This window comes from Microbacterium sp. NPDC055903 (assembly GCF_053615555.1).
In genome coordinates this window covers 1846294-1868374 of the sequence record NZ_JBSHCA010000001.1, presented here as the reverse complement: position 1 = coordinate 1868374, position 22081 = coordinate 1846294, and the positions used below count along the sequence as shown (strand labels likewise).

The window sequence follows — 22081 nt, the reverse complement described above, 5'->3', positions numbered from 1 at the left end:
TTTTGTGGGGCCCAAAAACACCCCACCTAACTGCACTCGCCACCCCCGGGATTTCGGCGCGCCCCCCCCCCCCCCCCCCCCCCCCCCCCCCCCCCCCCGGGGGGGGGGGGGGGGGGGCGGGGCCCCCCCGCGACCCGGCCCCGTGGAACTGCTCACCATGTCAGACGGCCGCGGCGAGCGCTGCCGATCCCACGTTCGCGCGCTGGAGCGGGAAGCCGGGCACCCCGGTCACCTCCGTGCCCCAGGAGCGCTGGACGTCCTCCACCATCGCGACCGTCCCGAACAGGAACTCGATCGAGTACAGTGCGTGCCAATAGCGGCTGGGCTCCGCCTCGCCTGTGGCATCCGCGACGACATAGGTGTCGTAGCCCCTGGCGTGCGCCTCGCGCGCGGTCGTCTCGACGCAGATGTTCGTCGTCACCCCGCAGATCACGACGCTGCGGATGCCGAGGCCGACCAGCAGCGGCTCGAGACGCGTGCCGTAGATCGCGCCGGGGCGCGACTTGTCGACGACCCACTCCGTGTCCAGCGGCGCCAGCTCCTCGATGATCTGCACGTCCATGCTGTCCTCGTGCATGCGGCGGGCGGGGGCCGGCTTGGCCAGCGAGCGTCCTCGACGAGGCAGGGCGTCCGCGTGGTCGTACAGGTTCGTCGCCCGCGTGTAGATCACCGGGACCCCGGCGGCGCGCGCCGATTCGACGAGGGCGACGCAGCCGGGCACCGCCATCGCGAAGGGGTCCTGCGTCGGTGCGATCCCCAGCGAGTACTCCTCCCTGATGAATCCGTTCTGCATGTCGATGACGATCAGCGCGACATCCTTCGCCGCGACGTCCACCGGTTCTCCGTCCGCGCCGTTCATCCAGCTGTCGAAGGTCTTCAAGGGTCTCTTCCTCTCTTCCAGGTCCTGCAGGTCCACCCGCTCCGCGCTCACAGCGCGACCGGCTCTCGCCAGGTCGGATCGGTCACGTTGCCGCCGCGGGAGAACGGATACCCGGGGACGCCGGTCACCGGGACGCCCCAGGAGCGCTGGATGTCCTCGACCGTGGCGACGGTGCCGAAGATGAACTCGATCGTGTAGAGCGCGTGCCAGTGCCGACTGAGCTCCGCCTCGCCGACGGCATCCTCGATGACGTAGGTCTTGTAGCCGCGCTGGCTGGCGTCCCGCGCCGTCGTCTCGACGCAGATGTTCGTCGTCACGCCGCAGATCACGACGTTGCGGATGCCCCGCGCGGTGAGGAACGGCTCCAGCCGGGTCCCGTAGAACGCGCTGGGGCGCGACTTGTCGAGCACGATGTCGCCATCGACGGGCGCCAGCTCGTCGATGATCTCGATGTCGACGGTGTCGGCGACCAGGCGCGGCGAGACGGCCGAGCCCTCCGCCCGCCCCATCGGGTCGAGCTGGTCCTCGTTGCCAGGCAGATAGGCGTACCGCGTGTAGATCACAGGGACCCCGTTCGCGCGGGCCGCTTCGATGAGCTTCGCCGTGCCGGGGATCGCCGAGGCGAAGGGCTGCTGCGATTCGGCGATCCCCAGCGAGTACTCCTCCTTGAGGAAGGCGTTCTGCATGTCGATCACGATGAGCGCGACGTCGGATGCCGGGATGTCCACCGGCGAGGAGTACTCCCCGCCCAGCCATCCCTCGAAGGTCTTGCGAGCCATGTTCGGCTCCTCTCTTTCCGGGCGGGCGGCGGCCGCGGCCGCCGCCCGCGGTGATCACTGGAGGTCGGCGTCCTTCATGATGAAGAGGCCGTCGGGACGCGGCTCCCAGGCCACCTCGGGGTTCACGCCGTATGCGGCGTCCGGGGTGTAGAGCGGCGCGAGGTAGGAGCTGTCCTGGTTGAGCTGCCAGATCTGCCCGATGACGTCGAGACGGGCGTCGCCCGCAACGGCCTTCTGATCGACGACCAGCTGCTCGATGGCGGCGTCGTCGAAGTAGTTGGTCGCCTCGGGGGCGAACAGGAAGCGCAGCGGAAGACCGGCATCCAGGATCGACGGCGAGAACTGACCGAGGTACAGGCCTGTGAGCCCGTGCTCACGGGTGAGGATGTCGTAGCTGGCGTTGTCCGTGCCCTCGAGGCTCACGGTGATGCCGACCTCCTCGAGCTGACCGGCGATCGCCTGCGCGACCTCCGCGCCCATCGGGATGACGCCGTCGAGCGCGTACTGGAAGGCGATCGCCTCGCCGGCGTATCCCGCGGCCTCGAGCTCGGCCTTCGCCGCGTCCTGATCGAAGGCGACCGGCTCCAGGGCATCCGAGAACCCGACCACGGTCGGGGCGACGACCTGGCTGCTGCCCTGCCCGTTGCCGCTGAGGATGGTCTCGACGATGGCGTCCCTGTCGATCGCGGCGGAGACCGCGCGTCGGATCGCGGGATCGGCGAGCGGCCCCGACTCGGTGTTGAAGCCGAGGTAGACCACCTGATGGCTCGGGATGCTGACCACATCGGCGCTGCCGGTTCCCTCGACGGCGGCGATCTGCGCGGTCGGGATCGCCGCGATGTCGACCGTGCCGGACTGCACTCCGGTCACCCTGGCGTCGTCAGCGGGAACGGGCACGAACTCGACGGAGTCGAGCGCAGGGGCTCCGCCGAAGTAGTCCTCGAACGCGGTCACCACCACGGACTGCCCTCGCTGCCAGCTCTCGAACCGGAAGGGGCCCGAGCCGACCGGATCCTCGTTGAAGGCGTCCGCGCCGAGCTCCTCGTAGACCGCCTGAGGAACGATCGAGATGAGCGTCGTCTGGCGCGGCCACTCCGAGAACGGTGTCGAGAGGGTGAAGCGCACGTGCGTCTCGTCGACGGCCTCGACCGAGACCATGTCGGTCAGCCAGAGCTGGCGGTTGCTGTCGGCATCGGCGAGCACCTCCTCGAAGGAGAAGACGACATCGGATGCGGTCATGGCCGAACCGTCGTGGAAGAGGATGTCGTCGCGGAGCGTGAAGTCCCAGACGGTGAAGTCCTCGTTCGAGGTCCACTCCGATGCCGCACGCGGCAGGACGCTGCCGTCCACGCCGATCTCGGCGAGCTGGTCGAAGAGGTTGTACTCCAGGCTGAGTGCGCCGAAGGAGCCGCCGACGACGGGGTTGAGGTTCTCCGGGTCCTGGGTGATGGCGACGGTGACGGACCTCTCGCCGTCGGTGCTCGTGGGGCCGTCCGCTCCTGCAGCGCAGGAGGTCAGGGTGACGACGGCGGCGAAGGAGGCGAGGACGGCCAGGGCGCGCCGGTGGCGGATGCGGGACATGGAACTCCTATCGGGGGGCGGTGCGGGGTCTGAGGCTGTGGTTCGAGCGGTCAGCTCGCCCGACGTCGTGGGTCGGGGATCGGGATGGCATCGAGGAGGGTGCGGGTGTACTCCTCCTGCGGGTCGTCGAAGATGGCGCGGGTGGGGCCCTGCTCGACGATCGCCCCGCGGCGCATGACGGCGACGCGATGCGAGACGTGACGGACGACGGAGAGGTCGTGCGCCACGAAGAGGTAGGACACGCCGAGCTCGCGCTGGAGCTGGGCGAGCAGGTTGATGATCTGCGCCTGGATCGAGACGTCGAGCGCCGAGACCGGCTCATCGAGGATCACGAGGCGAGGGTGCAGGGCGAGCGCCCTGGCGATGCCGATGCGCTGGCGCTGCCCTCCGGAGAAGGCGGATGCCTTGCGGGACGCGTACTCCCACGGCAGCCCGACCCAGTCGAAGAGCTCGCGCACCCGCTTCTCGGAGTACTGGCGGTTCAGCCACAACGGCTCGGCGACGATGCGCTTCGCCGTCATGCGGGGATCGAGCGAGGAGTATGGGTCCTGGAAGACGACCTGCGCGTTCGCACGCGCCCGTGCCCGCTCGGCCGCACCCCAGGCGTTCACATCGGCCCCGAGGACCCGCACGGTGCCGGACGTCGGCTGGTGCAGGCCGAGGATCGTGCGCACGAGCGTGGATTTGCCGCAGCCGGACTCGCCGACGAGGCCCAGGGTCTCCCCCGCGGCGATGTGCAGAGACACTCCGTCGACCGCGCGGAACGTCTCGGTGCGCAGTCCGGCGCGCTTGGTGAAGTGCTTGCGCACATCGACGACCTCCAGCGCGAGCGCGCCGTCCGCGCCGGCCGACGGCGGGGCGGCGGGGAGCCGGCGGAGCCGGCGACGGGGTGCGGTGAGGGTCATGATGCCTTCGCCTCCTCGGGGATGCGGACCGGTTCGGGTGACGCGTCGATGACGGGCAGACGGCCGTCGATGAGCGGGAGGTGGCAGGCCGTGCGTGCGGTTCTGAGGGCCACGAGATGCGGTGCCGTCGCGCATTCCGCCCTGTCGCGTCCGACGACGCAGCGCGGCTGGAACGCGCACCCCTCCCCCCGCGTCGCCGGCGTCGGCGGCTGGCCGGGGATGGCATACGCGGAGCCGCCGTCGTCCTCGAGACTCAGCACGCTGGCGAGGAGACCCGCCGTGTACGGATGCCTCGGCGACTCGAAGATCCCGTAGACGTCCTGCAGCTCGACGATCCGGCCGCTGTACATCACGGCGACCCGGTCAGCGACCTGCGCGACGAGGCCCAGATCGTGCGTGATGAGGATCATCGCAGCGCCGGATGCCGCCCGCGACGCGGCGAGGACCTTCATCACCTGCGCCTGGATGGTGACGTCCAGGGCCGTGGTGGGCTCGTCCGCGATGAGCAGGGCGGGGTCGTGGGCCATGGCACCGGCGATGAGCGCGCGCTGACGCATGCCTCCGGACCACTGGTGCGGATAGTCCTTCGCCTTCGCCGCCGGGTCGGGGATCCCGACGCTGTCCAGGAGCTCGACGACGCGATCACGGGCCCCGGCCCGCGTCATGCCGCGGTCGTGCAGCCGGATGCCTTCGGCCAGCTGCGCGCCGATCCGGCGAACCGGGTTCAGTGTCGTCATCGGATCCTGGAACACCATGGCCAGCTCGCCGCCGCGGATCCGGTTCAGCTCCCTGTCGCCCAGACCGGTGAGCTCCGTGCCGCGGAACACGATCGAGCCGGAATCCACCCAGGCACCCGGCGGGAGCAGTCCCATCACCGCGAGCATGGTGATCGACTTTCCGGAGCCCGATTCGCCGACCAGGCTCAGCACCTCGCCTTCGGAGACATCGAGGCTGACGCCGTCGACGAGGGTGACGTCGCCCGTCGCGGTCTCGGCCTTGACGACGAGGTCTGTGATGCGCAGCACGGTGTCGGAGCTCATCGGCGGCCGGCCTTTCTCGCGGATGCGACGGATTCGGTGGTGAACCGCTGGCTGAGGAACTGCATGCCGGCGACGAGGAGGAACAGCGCGACACCGGGGAGGATGACGAGCATCGGGTTGAGCTGCAGGTACTTCTGGCCCTCGGTGATCATCGCTCCCCAGCTGGGGATGGGTGGCTGGACGCCGAGACCGAGGTAGTCGAGCGAGGACTCGATCCCGACGATGACGGCGATGTCGAAGGAGGCGATCACCGCCATCTGCGGGAGCACCTGGGGAAGCACGTGGGTGAAGACGGTGCGTCCGTGCGACCCGCCCTGGGTCAGCGGCGCCACGACGAAGTCGCGGTCGCGCAGCCCCATGGCCATCGCTCTCGCGACCCTCGCGTAGCCGACCCAGTAGGTCAGCCCGAGCGTGATCACCATGAGCTGGGTGCTGGGACCGAAGACCGCGGAGAGGGCGATGAGCAGGATCACCACGGGCATCGCGAGCTGGATGTCGGAGATGGATCCCAGCGCCGTGTCCAGCCAACCGCCGCGGTACCCCGCGATGAGGCCGATCGTCACTCCGATCACGAAGTTCAGCGCGACGACCACGGCGGCGATGCCGACCGAGACGAGGCCGGCCAGGGCGAGACGAGACAGCACGTCTCTGCCGAGGGAGTCGGTGCCGAGCGGATGCGCGGCGTCCGCGAACGGAGGGAGCATCGCGTCGGCGAGGCTTTGCGCGAAGGGGTCGTAGATCGGCAGCAGCGGCACGGTGACGACGAGCAGCACGATGATCGACAGCAGCGCGATCCCGATCCGCATGGGGATGGTGCCCTGGGGGCGACGGGTGCGGACCCGCACGCGCCGCGGGATGTCGGGCCGGAGCAGCCGGGGGGCGACGGCGGTCATGACAGCCTCACTCTCGGGTCGATGGATGCCGTGACGAGATCGACGACGAGGTTCACCGCGACGAAGAACACGGCCACGATCGCGAGCCCGGCGAGCACGATGGGGAAGTCCCTGCCGTTCACGGCCTGCAGGAGGACCTGGCCCATGCCAGGCCACGCGAACACCGACTCGACGATGACGGTGCCGCCGAGCAGCCCGCCGAGGTTGAGACCGGCGATCGTGAGCACGGGCACCAGCGCATTCGGCAGCATCTGGCGCACGACCACGACGGGATGCCCCTGCCCGCGCGCATAGCTGGCCCTGACGTAGTCGAGGCCCTGCTGCTCGCCGAGGGCGGAGCCGATCAGTCGGAGATAGAGCGCGAACTGCGCTGTGGCGAGGCACGCGACGGGGAGCACGAGGCTCTGCGGGCCCTGGTTGCCGAGCGAGGGCAGCAGGCCCAGCAGCACGGAGAAGACGAAGGCGAGGAGCACGCCGAACAGGAAGTCCGGCACGGCCTGACGGAGCGAGCCGAGCCAGAGCAGGCTCAGCCGCAGCCAGTTCCATCGGGTGACGAAGATGAGCAGGGCGACCAGCAGCGCCGCGCCGAGGCCGATGACGAAGGAGGTGATCGCCAGCTGGAAGGTGGCCGGAACCCGATCGATGAGCAGGTCGAGCGCGGGAACCTTCTGCCGGTAGGAATCGCCGACGGTGCCCTGGAAGAGCCCGGCGAGGAAGTCGCCGTACTGGACGAGCAGCGGCCGATCGAAGCCCAGGTTCGCATTCATGGCGTCGATCTCGGCCTGGGTCGCGCCTTCCGGAAGGATCAGCGCGCCTGGCTTGCCGCTGAGCCGTCCGAGGAAGAAGCCGATCGTGAGCACGGCGAAGACCGTGATGACGGCCTGCGCGAGCTTGCGGGCGACGTATCTCGACATGTCTCTCCTCTCGGTGGTCGAAGCTCGCCATCGAGCAGGAAGTAAAACATCGGACATATTCGGGGTACTGCCGATACTGGAGCACCAGCCGGGCTTCATGGGTTTCAGGATTGTTAAATCGGAGCTTCAAACGTGTTTCACGGCCGCCTCGCCATCGCTCAAGAACGCAGCGACGAAAACATTGGACATTTCATTGCGAACCCGATGCAGTGCCCGCTATCGTTCCCAATGACACCCCGCACGAGGAGGACGAATGCCTGTGGAAGCCGACTTCGAGGTCGCGCGCATCCGCCCGGCCTACGACCAGGTCGCCGGCCAGCTGAAGCTGCTGATCCTGAACGGATCGCTGGCCCCCGGCGAGCGCCTGCCCGTGGAGTCCTCACTGGCCGCCGCCTTCGGCGTCTCCCGGAACACGGTGCGCGAAGCCCTGCGGATGCTCAGTTCGATGGGACTCGTCCGCACGGAGCGCGGTGTGAACGGCGGGACCTTCGTCGCCCAGATCGCCGTCGACGACGTCAGCGAGTTCCTCGAGTCGCGTCTCGGCCTCCTCATCGGGAGCGACTCGATCTCCCCGGAGGAGCTCAGCGAGGCCAGGATCATGCTGGAGGTGCCCTGCGCGCGGCAGGCCGCCGTGCGCCGCACGCCGGAGGATCTCGACGCGCTGCAGGCGCTCGTCGACGCCGAGCGCGACGACCACACCGGGTGGTCGCGGGGCGAGCACAGCCACGAGTTCCACCTGCAGATGCTGCGCGCGACGGGGAACACCGTGCTCGAGCTCATGCTCGCCCCGGTGCTCTCGATCTCCCGCCCGAACATGCTCCAGCCGAAGCCGGGGACGTGGGATGCTGCGAACGACGACCACGCGCGCATCCTGGACGCCGTGCGTCGCGGGGACGCGGACGCCGCCGGTGCGCTGACGCTCGAGCACCTGCATCGTGTCAGGGAGATCACCGACCCGGAGTACACGCCCGCGCACTGAGACTCCCCCGACAGCGCCGTCGGTCATCGCCCCGAAATGAAAGGACGCACCACCATGACCGACATCACACAGGCCACCGCCGTGACGATCACCCCCGAGCTCGCACGCACCTGGATGGACATCGCCCTCACCGAGGCGGCCGCCGGAGCGGAGGAGGGCGGGCAGCCGATCGGCTCCGTCCTCATCGGCCCGGACGGCGAGGTCCTCGGACTCGGGCGCAACCGCTTCGTGCAGCACGGCGACGTCTCGGCGCACGCCGAGACCGAGGCGTTCTCCGACGCCGCGCACCGGGAGTCCTACGAGGGCACGACGATGGTGACCACCGCCGAACCGTGCTGGTACTGCTCCGGCCTCATCCGCCAGTTCGGGATCAGCCGCGTCGTGATCGGCGCCGCCACCGGTACGGGTGGTGCGGCCTGGCTCGAGGAGCTGGGGCGCGAGGTCCACCGGATCGACGACCCGGCCTCCATCGCCTACCTCGACGGTCTCCGCTCCGCCTGGAAGAAGTGAGCGGGCGTCCAGGTCGCAGCGTGTGCTCCCCCGGCACGGCCGGGATGACGTTCACTGCGACCTGGACGGCTCCGGCCTGCCTGACTCAGCCGGCGACCTCCCTGAGGAAGGCGCTGACGTGCTCCTGCAGGCGGAGGATGCGCAGCTCGCGCGCCGCCTCGCGGTCGAAGCCCTCGTAGGCCAGGGGCGGAAGCATCCTCACGGTGCGGGAGCACCCGAACTCGGCGCAGATGAGCGTGCCGATGGTGTCGCCGTTTCGACCGGCAGCCCCCGCGCGCCGCGCGGCGTAGAACTGCACGTCGTTTCGGAGGGTCACGTCATCGCACCACGAGCACTGCGCCCTCATCTGGACGCGCTGCTCGGCCCGCTGCAGCAGCACGCCGACGGGAGCGTCGTCGACCACGGCGACGACATACGCGCGCCGAGGGAGCTTCGGGTCGGTCCAGCCGAGATAGTCGAGACGGTCGAAGTCGATGTCGCCGAAGCCGGGCGGCAGGGTGAGGGTCGCCGTCTCCTTGCGGGAGGCGTTGAGGAAGGATGCGCGGACGGCGCGTTCGTCGATGGGACGCATGGCAGAAGCTGCTTTCGAGAGGCCCGGGTCAGCGGGTGAAGAAGGGAGGGATGGGCCCGGCATCGGATGCCGGGTACGACGCTCTTCCGGCGAGGGGCGTCCCCCCGTCGGTGAGGCCTTCAGCCTCTGCCGCCGGCGCTCGACGCGCCTGCGGCTCCCTTCCACGCCGCGAGGGCGCTCTTCGCATTCAGCACCCGGCGAGTGTACACCCGCGGGCTGAGACGGCCGCTAGCGGCCTTCAGCGCGCGAAGACCCGCTCTCCGCGGATCCAGGTCTCTGCCACGCGCACGGCGGCGATCTCCTGCACCGGCACCGTGAACACGTCACGCTCCAGCACGGCGAAGCTGCCCTCGCTCCCCGGGGCGAGCAGGCCGACGCCCTCGAGCGGCGAGAGCAGCCGTGCACGGCCCGTGTACAGCAGCAGCGCCTGCGCGACCGTGATAGCCGCCTCCGCACCGAACTCCACGCCGTCGTAGGTGCGTCGACGCACCGCCGCCTCGACGGAGAGCATGACGTCGTCCGCACCGTTCCACGCCGTCGCGGGGCGGTCGGACGACAGCGCCAGCGGCTCGACCGCGGCGTAGAGCCGGCCGATGGGGTAGGCGTCGGGCACCTGCTCGGCACGCAGCGCCTTCTCATAGCCGTCGTATTCGGCGAAGAAGAAGACGGTGTGCGTGGCGATGCCGAAGCGCATCCGCCCGCCGTTCAGCCGCGCAAGATACTCCTCGCTGACGATCGTCGCGTGCTCGATGCGCACCGAGGGGACGCCGTCGAGCCACGGCTCCGCCTCGGCGAAGAGCTCGACGATGCGGTCCAGCGCGCGATCGCCCATCGCGTGCACGGCCAGCTGGACGCGATTGCGGCGCGCCCAGTCGGCCGCGGCGAGGACGTCGGCGTCATCGACGAGACTCAGGCCGTGATCGCAGGAGCCGGGATAGGCCTCGTGCACATGCGCGGTGCGATTCGAGTACGCACCGTCGAGCACGACCTTGACGCCCGCGATCCGCACCTGCCCCTCGGTGTCGCCTGGCGCGAGGTCGGCGAGCGGATGCTCAGGGTGCCAGCCGGGATACAACGCCACCTGCGTCCTCATGCCCTGCGCGGCGGCGGCGCGGAAGGCATCCAGAGGATCATCGATGCGGTCGGAGAGCAGATCGCACACGGCGACGATCCCGCGCGAGGCGAGCTCGTCGCCGAGCGCGACGATCGCGGCGATCTGCTCCTGCCTCGTCGGGGCGGGGATGAACGCCGCGACCGCTCCGGAGGCGGCGAACTCGGTGAGGATCCCGTTGGGACGGCCCTCGGCATCGCGCTCGAAACGCGCCCCTTCTGGATCCGGCGTCTCCGCGGTGATGCCCGCGATCTCCAGCGCCCTGGAGTTGCAGACCGCGGAGTGCGCGTCGCAGCGCCAGACGAACACGGGGCGCTCGGTCGAGACGCGGTCGAGATCGGCGGCGGTCGGCATCCGGCCGCCGGGGAACTTCGTGTCGTCGAAGCCGCGCCCGACGATCCACTCGGGGTCGGCGCGCTTCGACGGGCTCAGCGAGCGGGAGGGGGACGGGCTCAGCGAGCGGGAGGGGGACGGGCTCAGTCCAGCGTGCTGCCGCAGGACGGCGACGAGGTCCTCGACCGACGTCACCGTCGGCGGGTAGCACTCCACCGCAGCGATCGAGCCCGCCATGATCGCGGGATGCGTGTGGCTGTCGATGAGCCCGGGAAGCACGGTCCGACCGCCGAGGTCGATGCCCTCCTCGCCGATCACGTCGGCGGCATCCCCGACCCAGGTGATGCGGTCGTCCTCGACGCGGAACGCCGAGGCGAACGACGTCTCGGACGCTCCGGTGAACACCTTCGCATGCGTGAACAGGGTCATCGGCGCTCAGATCCTCCGGTGCGTGAATCGGCCGCCCACGAGCGTCGCGGCGACGGGCATCTCACGCAGCTCGTCGCGGTCGGCGGTGTGCGGATCCCGCTCGGTCAGCACCAGGTCGGCCGGCTCACCGACGGCGAGCGCCGAGCGCGCGGAGGCCGCAAGGGCGACGTCCATCGGCAGACGCTCCGCAGGATGCCAGGCGGCGCGATCGCCACGACTGCGGGCCGTCGCCGCGGACAGCGAGATCCACGGATCCAGGGGCGCCACCGGCGCGTCAGAGCCGAGCCTGAGCTCAGCGCCCGCTCGGTGCAGCGAACCGAACGCGAAGGCGCGATCCGTGCGCCCCGCCCAGTGATGATCCGCGACATCGCGATCGTCCATGGCATGCTCCGGCTGCACGCTCGCGACAAGCCCCAGCTCGGCGAAGCGGGCGAAGTCGTCCCTGCGCACGAGCTGCGCATGCTCGATCACTCCCTGCATCCCGAGCTCGGCGAAGGTTTCGAGGACCTCGCTGTTCGCCCGGTCGCCGATGGCATGCACCGCGGCCTCGATGCCGGCTCCTCTGGCCCGCTCCAGCAGCCGTCGCAGCTCGGGGATAGGAACGCTCTCCAGCCCGCACGCGTGCGGATGTCCGGGATCCATCCCCGGGTAGGGATCCCAGCACCAGGCCGTCCTGGTGTTGAGCGAGCCGTCCACGACGACCTTGAGACGCCCGAAGGTCACGAGCCCCTGCGCGTCGATCGGGTCGCCGGTGCGCCAGCCGTCCTCGATCACGCGCTCGAGCCGATCCGGCCAGACCGCGGCCTCGACGCGCAGTCCGGTGATCCCGGCATCCGCACGCGCGGCCCACTCGGTCACGTTGTCGGTCTTCTCGTACTCCACGATCCCGACGACGCCCCTGGCCGCCGCCGCCTCCGCGGCCTCGCGGTAGGCGGTGAGCGGCAGGTCGCCCGACTGGTCGAAGCCGTGCAGGAGCTCTATCCACGGCCCTTCGCGCAGGAGCCCCGACTCGTCGAGGTCGACGCCCAGACGCGCCGCGGCCGCGCGGTTCATCCATCCGCAGTGCAGATCGCCGCTGACGAGCACGACGGGCACATCGCCGATCGCCGCATCGAGAGCGTTCAGAGAAGCCGGTTCCGGCCACAGACCGTCGCGGAAGCCGTACCCCATCAGCATCCCGTCGGTCAGCGGCCAGCCCTCCACCCTGGCTCGCAGGACCGTATCGATCACCTCGCGCGCGCTACGGGTGCCTGCGAGATCGATGCGCCGACGGCGGATGACGTGCTGGGTGAAGTGGACGTGCGCATCCCACATCCCTGGGCCGATCCACAGGCCTGCACCGTCGATCTCCTCGCCCGCGGGGAGCACGGTGCCGGCGGGCCCGATCTCGCCGATCAGGCCGTCGCGCACGACGATGTCGACAGGCTCGGCGCCGTAGGGGCGCACGCTGCGCAGCGTGAGGTTCATGCCGCCCCTCCGGAGTGGATGCGCGTCATGCGCGCGGCGAGCGCCGGGTTCTCATAGGGCCCCGGTCTGCGGAGGGCATCGATCACGCGCTGCACGACGTCGGCCGGCTTGTCCTGGCTCATCTTCTCCTTCGCCTCCACGCGGTTCACCCGCAGGCGGAAGCCGACGGTGCCGTGCACGATGCGTTCCGCGTATGCGGCGTTCTCGAGCGTCGCGCGCAGGAGGAAGGGCTCGGGCAGCGGCGCCTCGAAGTGCGCGACGAGCCGCTCGAGCACGTCGAGGTTCTCCTCGTCGGAGAGGATCTCCGGGGTGCCGTGCAGGTGCGCGACCGCGAAGTTCCACGTCGGCACCGCGGGTGAGGCGTCGTACCAGCCGGGAGACACGTAGCCCTGCGGGCCGTAGACGATCACCATGACCTCGTGCACGCCCAGCTCGTGCAGACGCTCGTCGGGGCGTCCGACGTGGCTGAGGAGGACGATGCCCTCCTCGTCCTCCTCGAGCAGCAGAGGGTAGTGCGAGGCGACGAGGCCGGTGCCAGGCACGGAGCTGACGATGGTGCCCCACGGGTTCTCGCGCACGAGGGCGCGGATGCCTTCGGCATCCTCGAAGGCGTAGTCGGGATTGGGCCTCATCGGGGATGCATCTCCTAGAGCAGCGGGATATCGTGCCGGTGCGGGGTTCCGAACCGGTGCGCCGAGATCGAGACGGCCTGCTCCCGCAGGTACGGCAGCAGTTCGATCCTGCCAGCCGTCACGACCGGACCGGCGTACGCCGCGACCGCTGGCGAGCCGCCCGTGGCCTCGGCCAGCTCCCGCGCGCTGCCGCCGACGAGCCTGATGCGTCCGTCGGACTCGGCCAGGCGCGCTGCGCGCGCACTCCAGCCCGCGGCATCCTCGACCGCGACACCGATGCCGTTCTCCCCCGCCCATCCGGCGATCGATGCCGACAGCGGCGCGCTCGTCGAGACGGAGAGCCGTGCGCCGGCGCGGATGCCCGCAGCGATCACGCGGATCGCCTGAGCGTCGGTGGCCCGCTCCAACCGGATCGTGACGGGGACCGCCTGATAGCGCAGGGCGTTCTGCTCGGTCGTGAGCCCTGTGACGTCGCGCACGACGCCGAACTCCGCATCCCAGGCGGCGACGTCCGTCGCGAGGGCGCCCTGCAGCCAGGCGCGGTCCTCGTCCGCCAGGGCGGATGCCGCGGCGAGCGCCGCCTGCGAGACGGCATCCGTCGGAGCATCCGCAGTGATCGGGGCGTCGTCCCAGTCGGAGAGGCCGATGAGGTAGCTCGGCCCTCCCGCCTTCGTGCCGGCGCCGACGGCCGCCTTCTTCCAGCCGCCGAAAGGCTGGCGCTGGACGATCGCCCCGGTGGTGCCTCGGTTGACGTAGAGGTTCCCGGCCTGGACGTCCGCGAGCCAGGCGGCGATCTCGTCCTCGTCCAGCGAGTGCAGACCGCTCGTGAGGCCGTAGTCGATGGCGTTGACGAGGGCCGTCGCTTCCTGAAGCGTCTTCGCGGTCATGATGCCGAGCACCGGCCCGAAGTACTCGGTGAGGTGGAAGGGGCTGCCGGCGGCGACGCCGTCGCGGATGCCCGGGCGCCAGAACCGGCCATCGTCGTCCAGCTTCTGCGGCTTCAGCACCCAGCTCTCGCCGGGCTCCAGCGTCGTGAGGGCATGCAGGAGCTTGCCCTCGGCGGGGCCGATCAGCGGGCCGATGCGGCTGGAGCCGTCGCTGGGGTCGCCGACCTTGTAGGAGCCGACCGCGTCGACGAGCTGTCGACGGAAGCGCTCGCTCGCGGCGACGGTTCCCACCAGGATGACGAGGGATGCCGCGGAGCACTTCTGCCCTGCATGCCCGAAGGCGGAGTACGCGACGTCCTTGGCCGCCAGGTCGAGGTCGGCGGAGGGGGTGACGATGATCGCGTTCTTGCCGCTCGTCTCGGCGAGCAGGGGAAGGTCGGGACGGAAGCCGCGGAACAGCTCTGCCGTCTCGTACCCGCCGGTGAGGATGACCCGCTCGACGGCGGGGTCGCTGATCAGCCGCTGACCCAGCTCGCGACCGTCGAGCTGCACGTACTGGAGCACGTCCCGAGGGACGCCGGCCTCCCAGAGCGCCTCGACCATGACCGCGCCGGAGCGGCGGGCCTGACGGGCCGGCTTGATGATGACCGGGGAGCCGGCCGCGAGCGCCGCGAGTGTGGAGCCGGCCGGGATCGCGACGGGGAAGTTCCACGGCGGCGTGACCACGGTGAGCCCGACCGGGCGAGGAGTCGCCCCCTCGATCGCCTCGAGGCGCTTCGCGCTCTCCGCGTAGAAGTGCGCGAAGTCGATCGCCTCCGAGACCTCGGGGTCGCCCTGCTCGAGGACCTTCCCCGCCTCGGAGCCCATCACCTCCAGGAGGTCTCCGCGCCGGGCTTCGAGCACGTCGCCGGCGCGGTGCAGGATCGCCGCGCGCCCCTCGGCACCGAGGGCGCGCCACGACTCCCCTGCCGCGGTCGCGGCGGCGATCACGGCGTCGAGGGCTGCGGCATCCGCGAGCGTGTGCTGCCGGACGGTGTCGTCACCGAGCTCCGAGGTCCGCATGCGGGAGCGGATGCCGTCGCCCCACGCCCGGTTGGCTGCGAGGCTCGGGTCGGTGTCCGGGGTGTTCGCGAAGGAGCTGCTCGATGCGGGCGTCGCGGGCCGCGTGCGATCTTGCGTGCGATTCGGCCCGGGCACCTCCGCGGGCATCGACGCGATGGATGCGAGGAACCGGTCGCGCTCGCGCGCGAACAGTGCGGGGTCCTCATCGAGGTCGAAGACGGCGGACATGAAGTTGTCCGTGGACGCGCCTTCCTCGAGCCGACGGATGAGATAGGCGATCGCGACGTCGAACTCACCGGGGTGCACGACCGGGGTGTACAGCAGCAGCGAGCCAACGGTGCGGCGCACGACCTCGGCCTGCGCCGAGGCCATCCCGAGGAGCATCTCGAACTCGACGCCCTGGGGCGCCGAGCCGGGAGAGACGAGCCCGCGCTGATTCGCGAGCAGCCACGCGAGGGCGATGTCGAAGAGGTTGTGTCCTGCAATGCCGAGTCGGATATGACGCACGTGCTCCGGGCGCAGCGCGTAGTCGAGCACCGCCTTGTAGGAGGCATCCGATGCCTCCTTGCTGTGCCAGGTCGCGAGCGGCCAGTCGTGGCTTTCGGCATCCACCCGCTCCATCGGCAGGTTCGCGCCCTTGACCAGGCGCACCTTGATGTCCGCGCCACCGCGCGCGACGCGCGCCGCGGACCACTCCTGCAGGCGGATCATCGCGCCCAGGGCATCCGGCAGGTACGCCTGCAGGACGATCCCCGCGGAGAGCCCGAGGAACTCGTCCCGGTCGAGGATGGCCGTGAACACCGCGATCGTGAGGTCGAGGTCCTTGTACTCCTCCATGTCGAGGTTGATGAACTTCCCCCGGGTCGCCGCGATCCGGTAGAGCGGGATGAGCGCCTCCGCCGCATGCTCCACGGCATCCTCGAACGCCCATGGGCTGTGCGGCGCGACCGTCGAGGAGACCTTGATCGAGACGTAGTCGACATCGGGGCGCTCCAGGAGCCGTCGGGTTCCCGCGAGGCGGCGCGCGGCTTCCTCCTCGCCGAGGATGGCCTCGCCGAGGAGGTTGACGTTCAGGTGCACGCCGTCGGTGGAGCGGATGCGACCGATGGCCTTGCCGAGCTTCGCATCCGTCGCGTCGACGATGAGATGGCGGACCATGCCGCGCAGGACGCGGCGGCTGATGGGCACGACGATGCGGGGGAAGGCGGGGGCGAGCGCTCCGCCCAGCCGGATGAGCCCCCGCAGCGGCGCGGGCAGGAACCTCGGCGTGAGCGGCACGAGGTCATGGAGGTTCGCCGCGGCGACCGCGAGATCCTCCGGACGGACGACGCCGTCGACGAAGCCGACGGTGAAGTCGAGGCCGTGCGGGTCGCTGAGGACGCCGGCCAGGCGCTTCGCTGCGGTGTCGGTCGGCACGTCCCGGCTCTCGACGAGCCAGCGCCGCACGAGCGCGACGGCATCGTCGGCGAGGGCGGCGAGCTCGGCGCGGCCGGTCGGGGCGGGAGTCGTCTGGGTCATGTCTCTCAGTGTGCGACCGGGTATCGTTCAGGAAAAGCGAGCATTTACGATGAGTACCGTTCGGGATCATCGAAGATCGGAGGGATGCTGTTGTTCGAGCTCCGTCGCCTGAGGATGCTGCACGAGCTGGCGCTGCGCGGCACGATCGCCGAGGTCGCCGCCGCGCTGTCGTACAGCCCGTCGACCGTCTCGCAGCAGCTCGCCCTGCTCGAGCGCGAGGCCGGCACCCCCCTGCTCGAGCCCGACGGCCGGCGGGTGCGGTTGACGCCGCAGGGGCGTCTCCTCGCCGACCACGCCGCGCGTGCTCTCGAAGCCGATGAGGCGGCGCGCGCCGAGCTCGCCGGATCCCGGCACGCACCCGCCGCGGTGCGGATCGCGGTGATGCCCACCGCCGCAGAAGGCCTCGTGCCGCCGGCGCTCTCGCTGCTCGCCGAGCGGATGCCGGGGCTCCGGCTGGAGATGGTCGAGCTCGCACCGGAGACGGCGCTGTTCGAGCTGCGCGCCCGGTCCTTCGACCTCGTCGTCGCCGAGCAGTACCCCGGGCACACCCGTGAGGTTCCCGCGGGCGTCGACCGCACCCTCCTGGGGCGGGATCCGATTCGTCTCGCCGTGCCACCGGGGGATTCGGCTCAGGGCCTGGCCGACCTCGCCGATCGCCCGTGGGCGCTCGAGCCGCAGGGCGCGGCTGTTCGCCAGTGGGCCGTGCAGCAGTGCCGTGCGGCCGGGTTCGAACCGGATGTCCGGTTCGAGGCGACGGATCTCATCGCCCACGTGCGCCTCGTAGCCGCGGGGCACGCCGCCGCGATGCTGCCGGATCTGGTCTGGACCGGCGATCGGTCGACGGTGAGGCTGCTGGAGCTGCCGGGCTCGCCGGTGCGGGAGATCTTCGCGGCGACGCGCTCCGGATCGCGCGACAGCGCGGCGATCGCCGCTGTGCGGGACGCCCTGGCCGAGGCGCTCGCGGCGCATCGCCCCCGCTGAGAGCGGTTTGTTTCGCCCCGTTTCGCGTTTCTTGGCGGGCCGGTGAAGCCGACCTACTCTTGCCTGAACACCACACCCGTCGATCGGAGATCATCGTGTCCAGCCAGCAGCCCGCCTTCTCGCCCCTTCAGGTGCGTGAGCGTGCGGCGTGCATGTGCGACCACGGCGATGTCTGCTCCTCGTTCGCACCCGGCCACGCGCTGCATCTCATCCAGGCGCGCCTCGCCTCCGCGACGCCGGCGGAGTGGGTCGACGGGATCGTGGAGTCGGCGGATGCGATCACCGGCGACCTCGTCGTGCGCGATCTCGACGGCACGGCGCACACGCTGTGGAACGGCTCGGGCGCAGCACTCGAGGCCGCCGTCGGAACGCCCGTCGCCCTGCACCCGCGCTATCACGTGCTCGCGGTGGGGCGCACGCAGTTCAACGTCGCCGCCTGAGCACCGCCAGGCAGCACGCTTCGACAGGCTCAGCGAGCAGGGAAACAGGCTCAGCGAGCGACGGTCACGCGCTCAGCAAGCGCGAGTGCGGGCGCCCTCAGGCAGCCGCCATCATCATGTTCTTCATCGCCATGCAGGCATCCATGCACGCCTTGCAGGCCTGAGCGCACATCTTGCAGACCTCGCTGTGGTCGGCGTGCTCCATGCAGGCATCCATGCACATCTGACACATGGCCATGCAGGCGTCGAGCATCGACATCATCACGGCGGGCGTCATGCCCTGCATCCGCAGCATCGACCGCATCATGGTGCCGGCCATGTCGGCGCAGTTCATGCACGCCGGCGAGCAGTCCATCATCTGCATCGAACACACCGTGCAGGCCTGCTCGCACGCCGCACAGGCATCCATGCAGGCCTGCATGACGGACATGTCCATCATGTCCATGCCGGGCATCGCCATCATGTCCTTGGACATGGCGCCCATCATCATTGAATCCATCTCGCACCTCGCTCGTCGTGGCGGCTCTCGCCGGTGAGAAGCGGGCAGGAGACCCGCCTGTGGTCAGAGTAGCCCCGCGACCCGGTGCGCGTCGATGGTGGATCCGATGAATCCGGTGGGAGCGGGCGTCAGGCGTTGTCCTCCGCACGGACGCGGAACGCCTTCGTGAGGTTCTCACGCAACTGGTCGGCGTCCTGGCGGACGACGTAAGCGGGGCGGTCGCGTTCGAGGCGCCAGGAATCGGCCAGAGAGCCGGCCGAGACGGTGTCGAATCCGATGCGGTCGTAGAGGTCGGTCACGAAGGCGATGGCGTCGGCGTGGTCGGATGCCGTGCCGAGCGCTCGGCGGCCGGGCGTGCCGGCCGGGCTGCCCGTCGTCGTGATGTCGGCGGCGCCGATGTGGTTGAAGGCCTTCACGACCTTCGCCTCCGGCAGGTGCGCCTGAAGCAGACCCGAGGTCGTCGCCTCGCCACGATCCAGCTCCGCGATGTGGCCATCGCGCTCCCAGTAGTAGTTGTTCGTGTCGAGCACGATCTTGCCTGAGAGCGGTGCGGCGGGGATGCTCCGGTACGCGGAGAGCGGGACGGTCACGATGACGACGTCGCCCGCCTCCGCCGCCTCCTGCGCGGTCGCGGCGCGCGCCGTGGGACCGAGCTCGGCCACGAGGCCGGCAAGGGTCTCGGGCCCCCTCGAGTTCGCGATGACGACCTCATGGCCGAGCGCGGTGACAGCGCGCGCCACCTGCGATCCGATGTGTCCTGCTCCGATGATTCCGAAAGTGGTCATGCGGGCGTCAACCGCGACCCGGGGCCGAGGATTCCCCGCAGATGCAACATGACGTCACGCTGCACGGGCATGGACCGCGAGGTCGTATCTCGCCCGGCCGCCCAGGCGAGGAACGCGGTCGGGATCGACATGAGGCGGCGGGATGAACCAGACCTTCGCGAACACGCCGACACCCTCGATCTCGATCTCCCAGCCGTTGTCGTGGGCGCGATGGTGACACGTCTCGCAGAGCAGGACCCCATCGGCGAGATCCGTTCTTCCCGCATCCCGGTGCCACCATCGGAGATGATGCGCCTTGGTCATCCCCGGCGGCAGCCCGCACATCGCGCATCCGCCGTCCCGCTCGACCAGAGCCAGCCGCTGAGCCGGGGTGACGAGGCGCCTCTCCCTGCCCCAGTCGAGGATCTCGCCCTCTGATCCGCAGACCCACGGGATGACCCCTCCGCCCGCCGCGAGCCTCCGCGCCGCGGCCGCGCTGATCGGCTGGTCGACCCCGTCGACCGTTCCCATCCCCGTCCCTGATTCCAGCGCCGAGAGATCGATGCGCACCACGACGCGCGCGCCGTTCAGGGGCACGTCCTTCTGCTCGCAGCCGAGGGCGTGTTCGGCGAGAGCCGTGAGCCCGTCTGCGCGGAGCTGCGCCACCGTGCGGCGATCCTCCTCGAGAGCATCGCTCCTTCGCGCCTGGAACTGCGCCGAGACATAGCCATCGATCGCGGTCTTCACGGACGCCCCGGCGATCGCGTCCAGCACGGCATTGATGTGCAACAGCCCGTCGCGCTCGAACATCGTCATAGACCTGCTCGCCCTGGCCTCCTCCGCGCGGGGCTCGATGCCGTCCGGATCCAGCCACGCCTCGACCCGCACGATCAGCTTGCCGACCTGGTCGAGACTGAGACCCGGCGCCTGCTCGGCCAGCATGCGCTCACCCTCATCCACCCGATCACGGCCGGCCGTGATCGCGACACGGTCGAGCATCGTCACGATCCGGGATGCGGCAGGCATCCCGAGCCGTCCCGCACGCAGAGCCTCGGCGACGTGCGGATGCCGCGCCGGCGCCGCTTCTCCGCCGAACGTCATCCGCGGCGCCGTCGCCTCGCCCGTCTTCACGAGCCGGAATGCCTCCCCCGTCGACGCTCCCGTTCCCGCCGCCACCAGGTGCGCGGTATTGCGGTAGCCCTGCTGCTTCGCCAGCGACTCCGCCCCCAGCTCAGGACGGGACTCCTCCGCGATCCGGGCCGCCACCTCCGCGAGCGCGGCATCCGCGAGGCGGTGCACGAGACCGAGAGCATCAAGCAGATCGACCAGCGGCGAACCCGTGAGGCCGGAGACGTCCGGCGCGTCACCCCATGCAGAGCGGAGCGCATCGACCGCCTCCACGAGACCCTGCATCGGATTCTTCATGATCCAAATATACCAATAACATTTCTCTTCTGTCAACAATAGATAGAACATTGATTCGATGGACGCCAAGGGCGTAGAGTCTGGCCATGGCGACCTTCTCTCCCACCCAGCGCCTGGTGATCACCATCGCGGTGCTCGCCTCCTTCGTGACGTTCCTCGACGGCACTGTGGTCACGGTCGCCCTGCCCGCGATCAGCGAGGAGCTCGGCGGCGGCATCACCACGCAGCAATGGGCTGTCGACGCCTATCTCATCACCCTGAGCGCGCTGATCCTGCTCGCCGGCTCCGCCTCCGACGCCTACGGCCGCGTGCGGATCATGCGCATCGGGCTCATCGCGTTCGGCATCGCGTCGATCGCCGTGGCAGCATCGCTCGATCCGGTGATGCTCATCGCCGCCCGCGCAGCCCAGGGCGCGGCGGGCGCGCTGCTCGTCCCGAGCTCGCTCGCCCTCATCACGGCGACGATGCACGCCGGCGTGCAGTCCAGGGCCATCGGCGTATGGACCGCCTTCACGACGGCGGCACAACTGGTCGGCCCGCTCATCGGAGGGCTCTTCGTCGACTATCTCTCCTGGCGCTTCGTCTTCCTCATCAACGTCATCCCCATCGCCATCACCCTCGTGCTGCTCGCACGGTTGAAGCTGGACGAGCACCCGAGCGGCGTCCGCGTCGACTGGCTGGGCGGAGCATTGTGCGCGCTGGGCCTCGGCGGCGTGGTGTTCGCGCTGATCGAGCAGCCGAACCTGGGCTGGACATCCCCCGCGATCTGGCTCCCGGCCGCCGCAGGCGTCGTGATGCTCGCCGCATTCCTCGCCCGCCAGCGCACGGAAGCATCCATGATGCCGCTCTCCCTCTTCCGAGTACGCAACTTCGGCTGGGGCAACCTCGCCACCCTCTTCGTCTACGCCGCACTGTCGCTGAACGGGTTCGTCATCGGCGTGTACCTGCAACAGGGTGCGGGGCTCAGTGCCACGGCGGCAGGGCTCGCGAGCCTGCCCATCACGATCCTCATGATCCTGCTCAGCTCGAGGGCCGGCGCACTGGCCGGGCGCTTCGGCCCGCGGATCTTCATGACGGCCGGCCCGCTGATCATGGCCGGCGGAGCCCTGCTGCTGCTCCTCGTCGGAGCGGAGTTCGACTACTGGTGGCAGATCCTGCCAGGGATGCTCGTCCTCGGCGTCGGCCTCTCGCTGACCGTGGCCCCGCTCACCTCTGCCATCCTCGGCGCGATCGACGAGCGGCGCTCGGGGATCGCCTCCGCGGTGAACAACGCGGTCTCGCGCGTCGCGGGCCTGATCGTCGTCGCGATGCTCTCGACGATCGTGGGCGGCACTCTCGATCTCGCCGGGTTCCACAGCGCGGCGTGGGTGACGGCGGCGCTGTTCGCTGCGGGCGGGGTCGTCTCGTGGATCGGCATCCGCACACCCACGGCCGCAGGCGAGGGCGACATCGGATCACCCCCGCCTGCGGCTTGACAGGTC

19 protein-coding genes and 1 pseudogene are annotated in these 22081 nt (G+C 70.1%); 5 read left to right on the top strand and 15 right to left on the bottom strand.

Going from position 1 to position 22081, the window contains the following annotated elements:
• Window positions 1-160: 160 nt before the first annotated feature.
• The 7 genes from ACWGJP_RS08550 to ACWGJP_RS08520 are packed head-to-tail and all read right to left on the bottom strand — an operon-like array spanning window position 161 to window position 6992.
• Entirely contained in the window at window positions 161-880 is a 720-nt protein-coding gene (locus ACWGJP_RS08550; protein ID WP_452329331.1) for a cysteine hydrolase family protein, read from the bottom strand.
• A gap of 47 nt (window positions 881-927) precedes the next feature.
• Entirely contained in the window at window positions 928-1659 is a 732-nt protein-coding gene (locus tag ACWGJP_RS08545; protein ID WP_452329330.1) for a cysteine hydrolase family protein, read from the bottom strand.
• A gap of 54 nt (window positions 1660-1713) precedes the next feature.
• Complete coding sequence (locus tag ACWGJP_RS08540) at window positions 1714-3240, bottom strand: ABC transporter substrate-binding protein (RefSeq protein ID WP_452329329.1); 1527 nt, start codon at window positions 3238-3240, stop codon at window positions 1714-1716.
• Window positions 3241-3290: 50 nt separating this feature from the next.
• Window positions 3291-4145: an ATP-binding cassette domain-containing protein gene (locus ACWGJP_RS08535; protein WP_452329328.1), complete on the bottom strand. Its 855-nt coding sequence runs from the start codon at window positions 4143-4145 to the stop codon at window positions 3291-3293.
• Entirely contained in the window at window positions 4142-5185 is a 1044-nt protein-coding gene (locus ACWGJP_RS08530) for an ABC transporter ATP-binding protein (RefSeq protein WP_452329327.1), read from the bottom strand. Before ACWGJP_RS08530 ends, ACWGJP_RS08535 begins: the two co-directional genes overlap by 4 nt.
• Complete coding sequence (locus tag ACWGJP_RS08525; RefSeq protein ID WP_452329326.1) at window positions 5182-6078, bottom strand: ABC transporter permease; 897 nt, start codon at window positions 6076-6078, stop codon at window positions 5182-5184. The genes ACWGJP_RS08530 and ACWGJP_RS08525 overlap by 4 nt, the downstream gene beginning before the upstream one ends.
• Window positions 6075-6992 carry an ABC transporter permease gene (locus tag ACWGJP_RS08520; protein WP_452329325.1) on the bottom strand — a complete coding sequence of 306 codons (918 nt, stop codon included), beginning with the start codon at window positions 6990-6992 and terminating at the stop codon, window positions 6075-6077. Before ACWGJP_RS08520 ends, ACWGJP_RS08525 begins: the two co-directional genes overlap by 4 nt.
• Before the next feature lie 253 nt (window positions 6993-7245).
• Between ACWGJP_RS08520 and ACWGJP_RS08515 the strand changes: the two genes are divergently transcribed.
• On the top strand, window positions 7246-7971 hold the full coding sequence (locus ACWGJP_RS08515) for a FadR/GntR family transcriptional regulator (protein ID WP_452329324.1): 726 nt from the start codon (window positions 7246-7248) through the stop codon (window positions 7969-7971).
• Between the two features lie 54 nt (window positions 7972-8025).
• The gene (locus ACWGJP_RS08510) at window positions 8026-8481 is read left to right on the top strand and encodes a nucleoside deaminase (RefSeq protein ID WP_452329323.1); all 456 of its coding nucleotides are present in this window, start codon (window positions 8026-8028) and stop codon (window positions 8479-8481) included.
• Between the two features lie 85 nt (window positions 8482-8566).
• On the opposite strand, the gene ACWGJP_RS08505 is transcribed toward ACWGJP_RS08510, so the two are convergent.
• From ACWGJP_RS08505 to ACWGJP_RS08485, 5 genes are all read right to left on the bottom strand, one after another.
• On the bottom strand, window positions 8567-9052 hold the full coding sequence (locus ACWGJP_RS08505; RefSeq protein ID WP_452329322.1) for an FBP domain-containing protein: 486 nt from the start codon (window positions 9050-9052) through the stop codon (window positions 8567-8569).
• A 238-nt stretch (window positions 9053-9290) separates the two neighbouring features.
• Window positions 9291-10925 (bottom strand): amidohydrolase, encoded by a 1635-nt coding sequence (locus tag ACWGJP_RS08500; protein WP_452329321.1) that lies wholly within the window; start codon window positions 10923-10925, stop codon window positions 9291-9293.
• 6 nt (window positions 10926-10931) lie between these two features.
• Window positions 10932-12392 (bottom strand): amidohydrolase, encoded by a 1461-nt coding sequence (locus tag ACWGJP_RS08495; RefSeq protein ID WP_452329320.1) that lies wholly within the window; start codon window positions 12390-12392, stop codon window positions 10932-10934.
• The gene (locus tag ACWGJP_RS08490; RefSeq protein WP_452329319.1) at window positions 12389-13024 is read right to left on the bottom strand and encodes an FMN-binding negative transcriptional regulator; all 636 of its coding nucleotides are present in this window, start codon (window positions 13022-13024) and stop codon (window positions 12389-12391) included. Before ACWGJP_RS08490 ends, ACWGJP_RS08495 begins: the two co-directional genes overlap by 4 nt.
• Before the next feature lie 14 nt (window positions 13025-13038).
• The gene (locus ACWGJP_RS08485; protein ID WP_452329318.1) at window positions 13039-16491 is read right to left on the bottom strand and encodes a bifunctional proline dehydrogenase/L-glutamate gamma-semialdehyde dehydrogenase; all 3453 of its coding nucleotides are present in this window, start codon (window positions 16489-16491) and stop codon (window positions 13039-13041) included.
• A gap of 90 nt (window positions 16492-16581) precedes the next feature.
• On the opposite strand from ACWGJP_RS08485, the gene ACWGJP_RS08480 reads away from it, so the two are divergent.
• Window positions 16582-17472 carry a LysR family transcriptional regulator gene (locus ACWGJP_RS08480; RefSeq protein ID WP_452329510.1) on the top strand — a complete coding sequence of 297 codons (891 nt, stop codon included), beginning with the start codon at window positions 16582-16584 and terminating at the stop codon, window positions 17470-17472.
• 95 nt (window positions 17473-17567) lie between these two features.
• Window positions 17568-17912 (top strand): hypothetical protein, encoded by a 345-nt coding sequence (locus tag ACWGJP_RS08475; RefSeq protein WP_452329317.1) that lies wholly within the window; start codon window positions 17568-17570, stop codon window positions 17910-17912.
• Between the two features lie 97 nt (window positions 17913-18009).
• Here the strand turns inward: ACWGJP_RS08475 and ACWGJP_RS08470 are convergent, their stop codons facing one another.
• The 3 genes and pseudogenes from ACWGJP_RS08470 to ACWGJP_RS08460 form a co-directional block, all read right to left on the bottom strand.
• Window positions 18010-18387, bottom strand: coding sequence for a hypothetical protein (locus ACWGJP_RS08470; RefSeq protein ID WP_452329316.1), 378 nt, complete (start codon window positions 18385-18387; stop codon window positions 18010-18012).
• Between the two features lie 152 nt (window positions 18388-18539).
• A pseudogene (locus tag ACWGJP_RS08465) lies at window positions 18540-19211 on the bottom strand (NADPH-dependent F420 reductase); the annotation flags it as partial.
• A gap of 39 nt (window positions 19212-19250) precedes the next feature.
• The gene (locus tag ACWGJP_RS08460; protein ID WP_452329315.1) at window positions 19251-20600 is read right to left on the bottom strand and encodes a DUF222 domain-containing protein; all 1350 of its coding nucleotides are present in this window, start codon (window positions 20598-20600) and stop codon (window positions 19251-19253) included.
• An 86-nt stretch (window positions 20601-20686) separates the two neighbouring features.
• On the opposite strand from ACWGJP_RS08460, the gene ACWGJP_RS08455 reads away from it, so the two are divergent.
• The gene (locus tag ACWGJP_RS08455; RefSeq protein ID WP_452329314.1) at window positions 20687-22075 is read left to right on the top strand and encodes an MFS transporter; all 1389 of its coding nucleotides are present in this window, start codon (window positions 20687-20689) and stop codon (window positions 22073-22075) included.
• Window positions 22076-22081 lie beyond the last annotated feature (6 nt).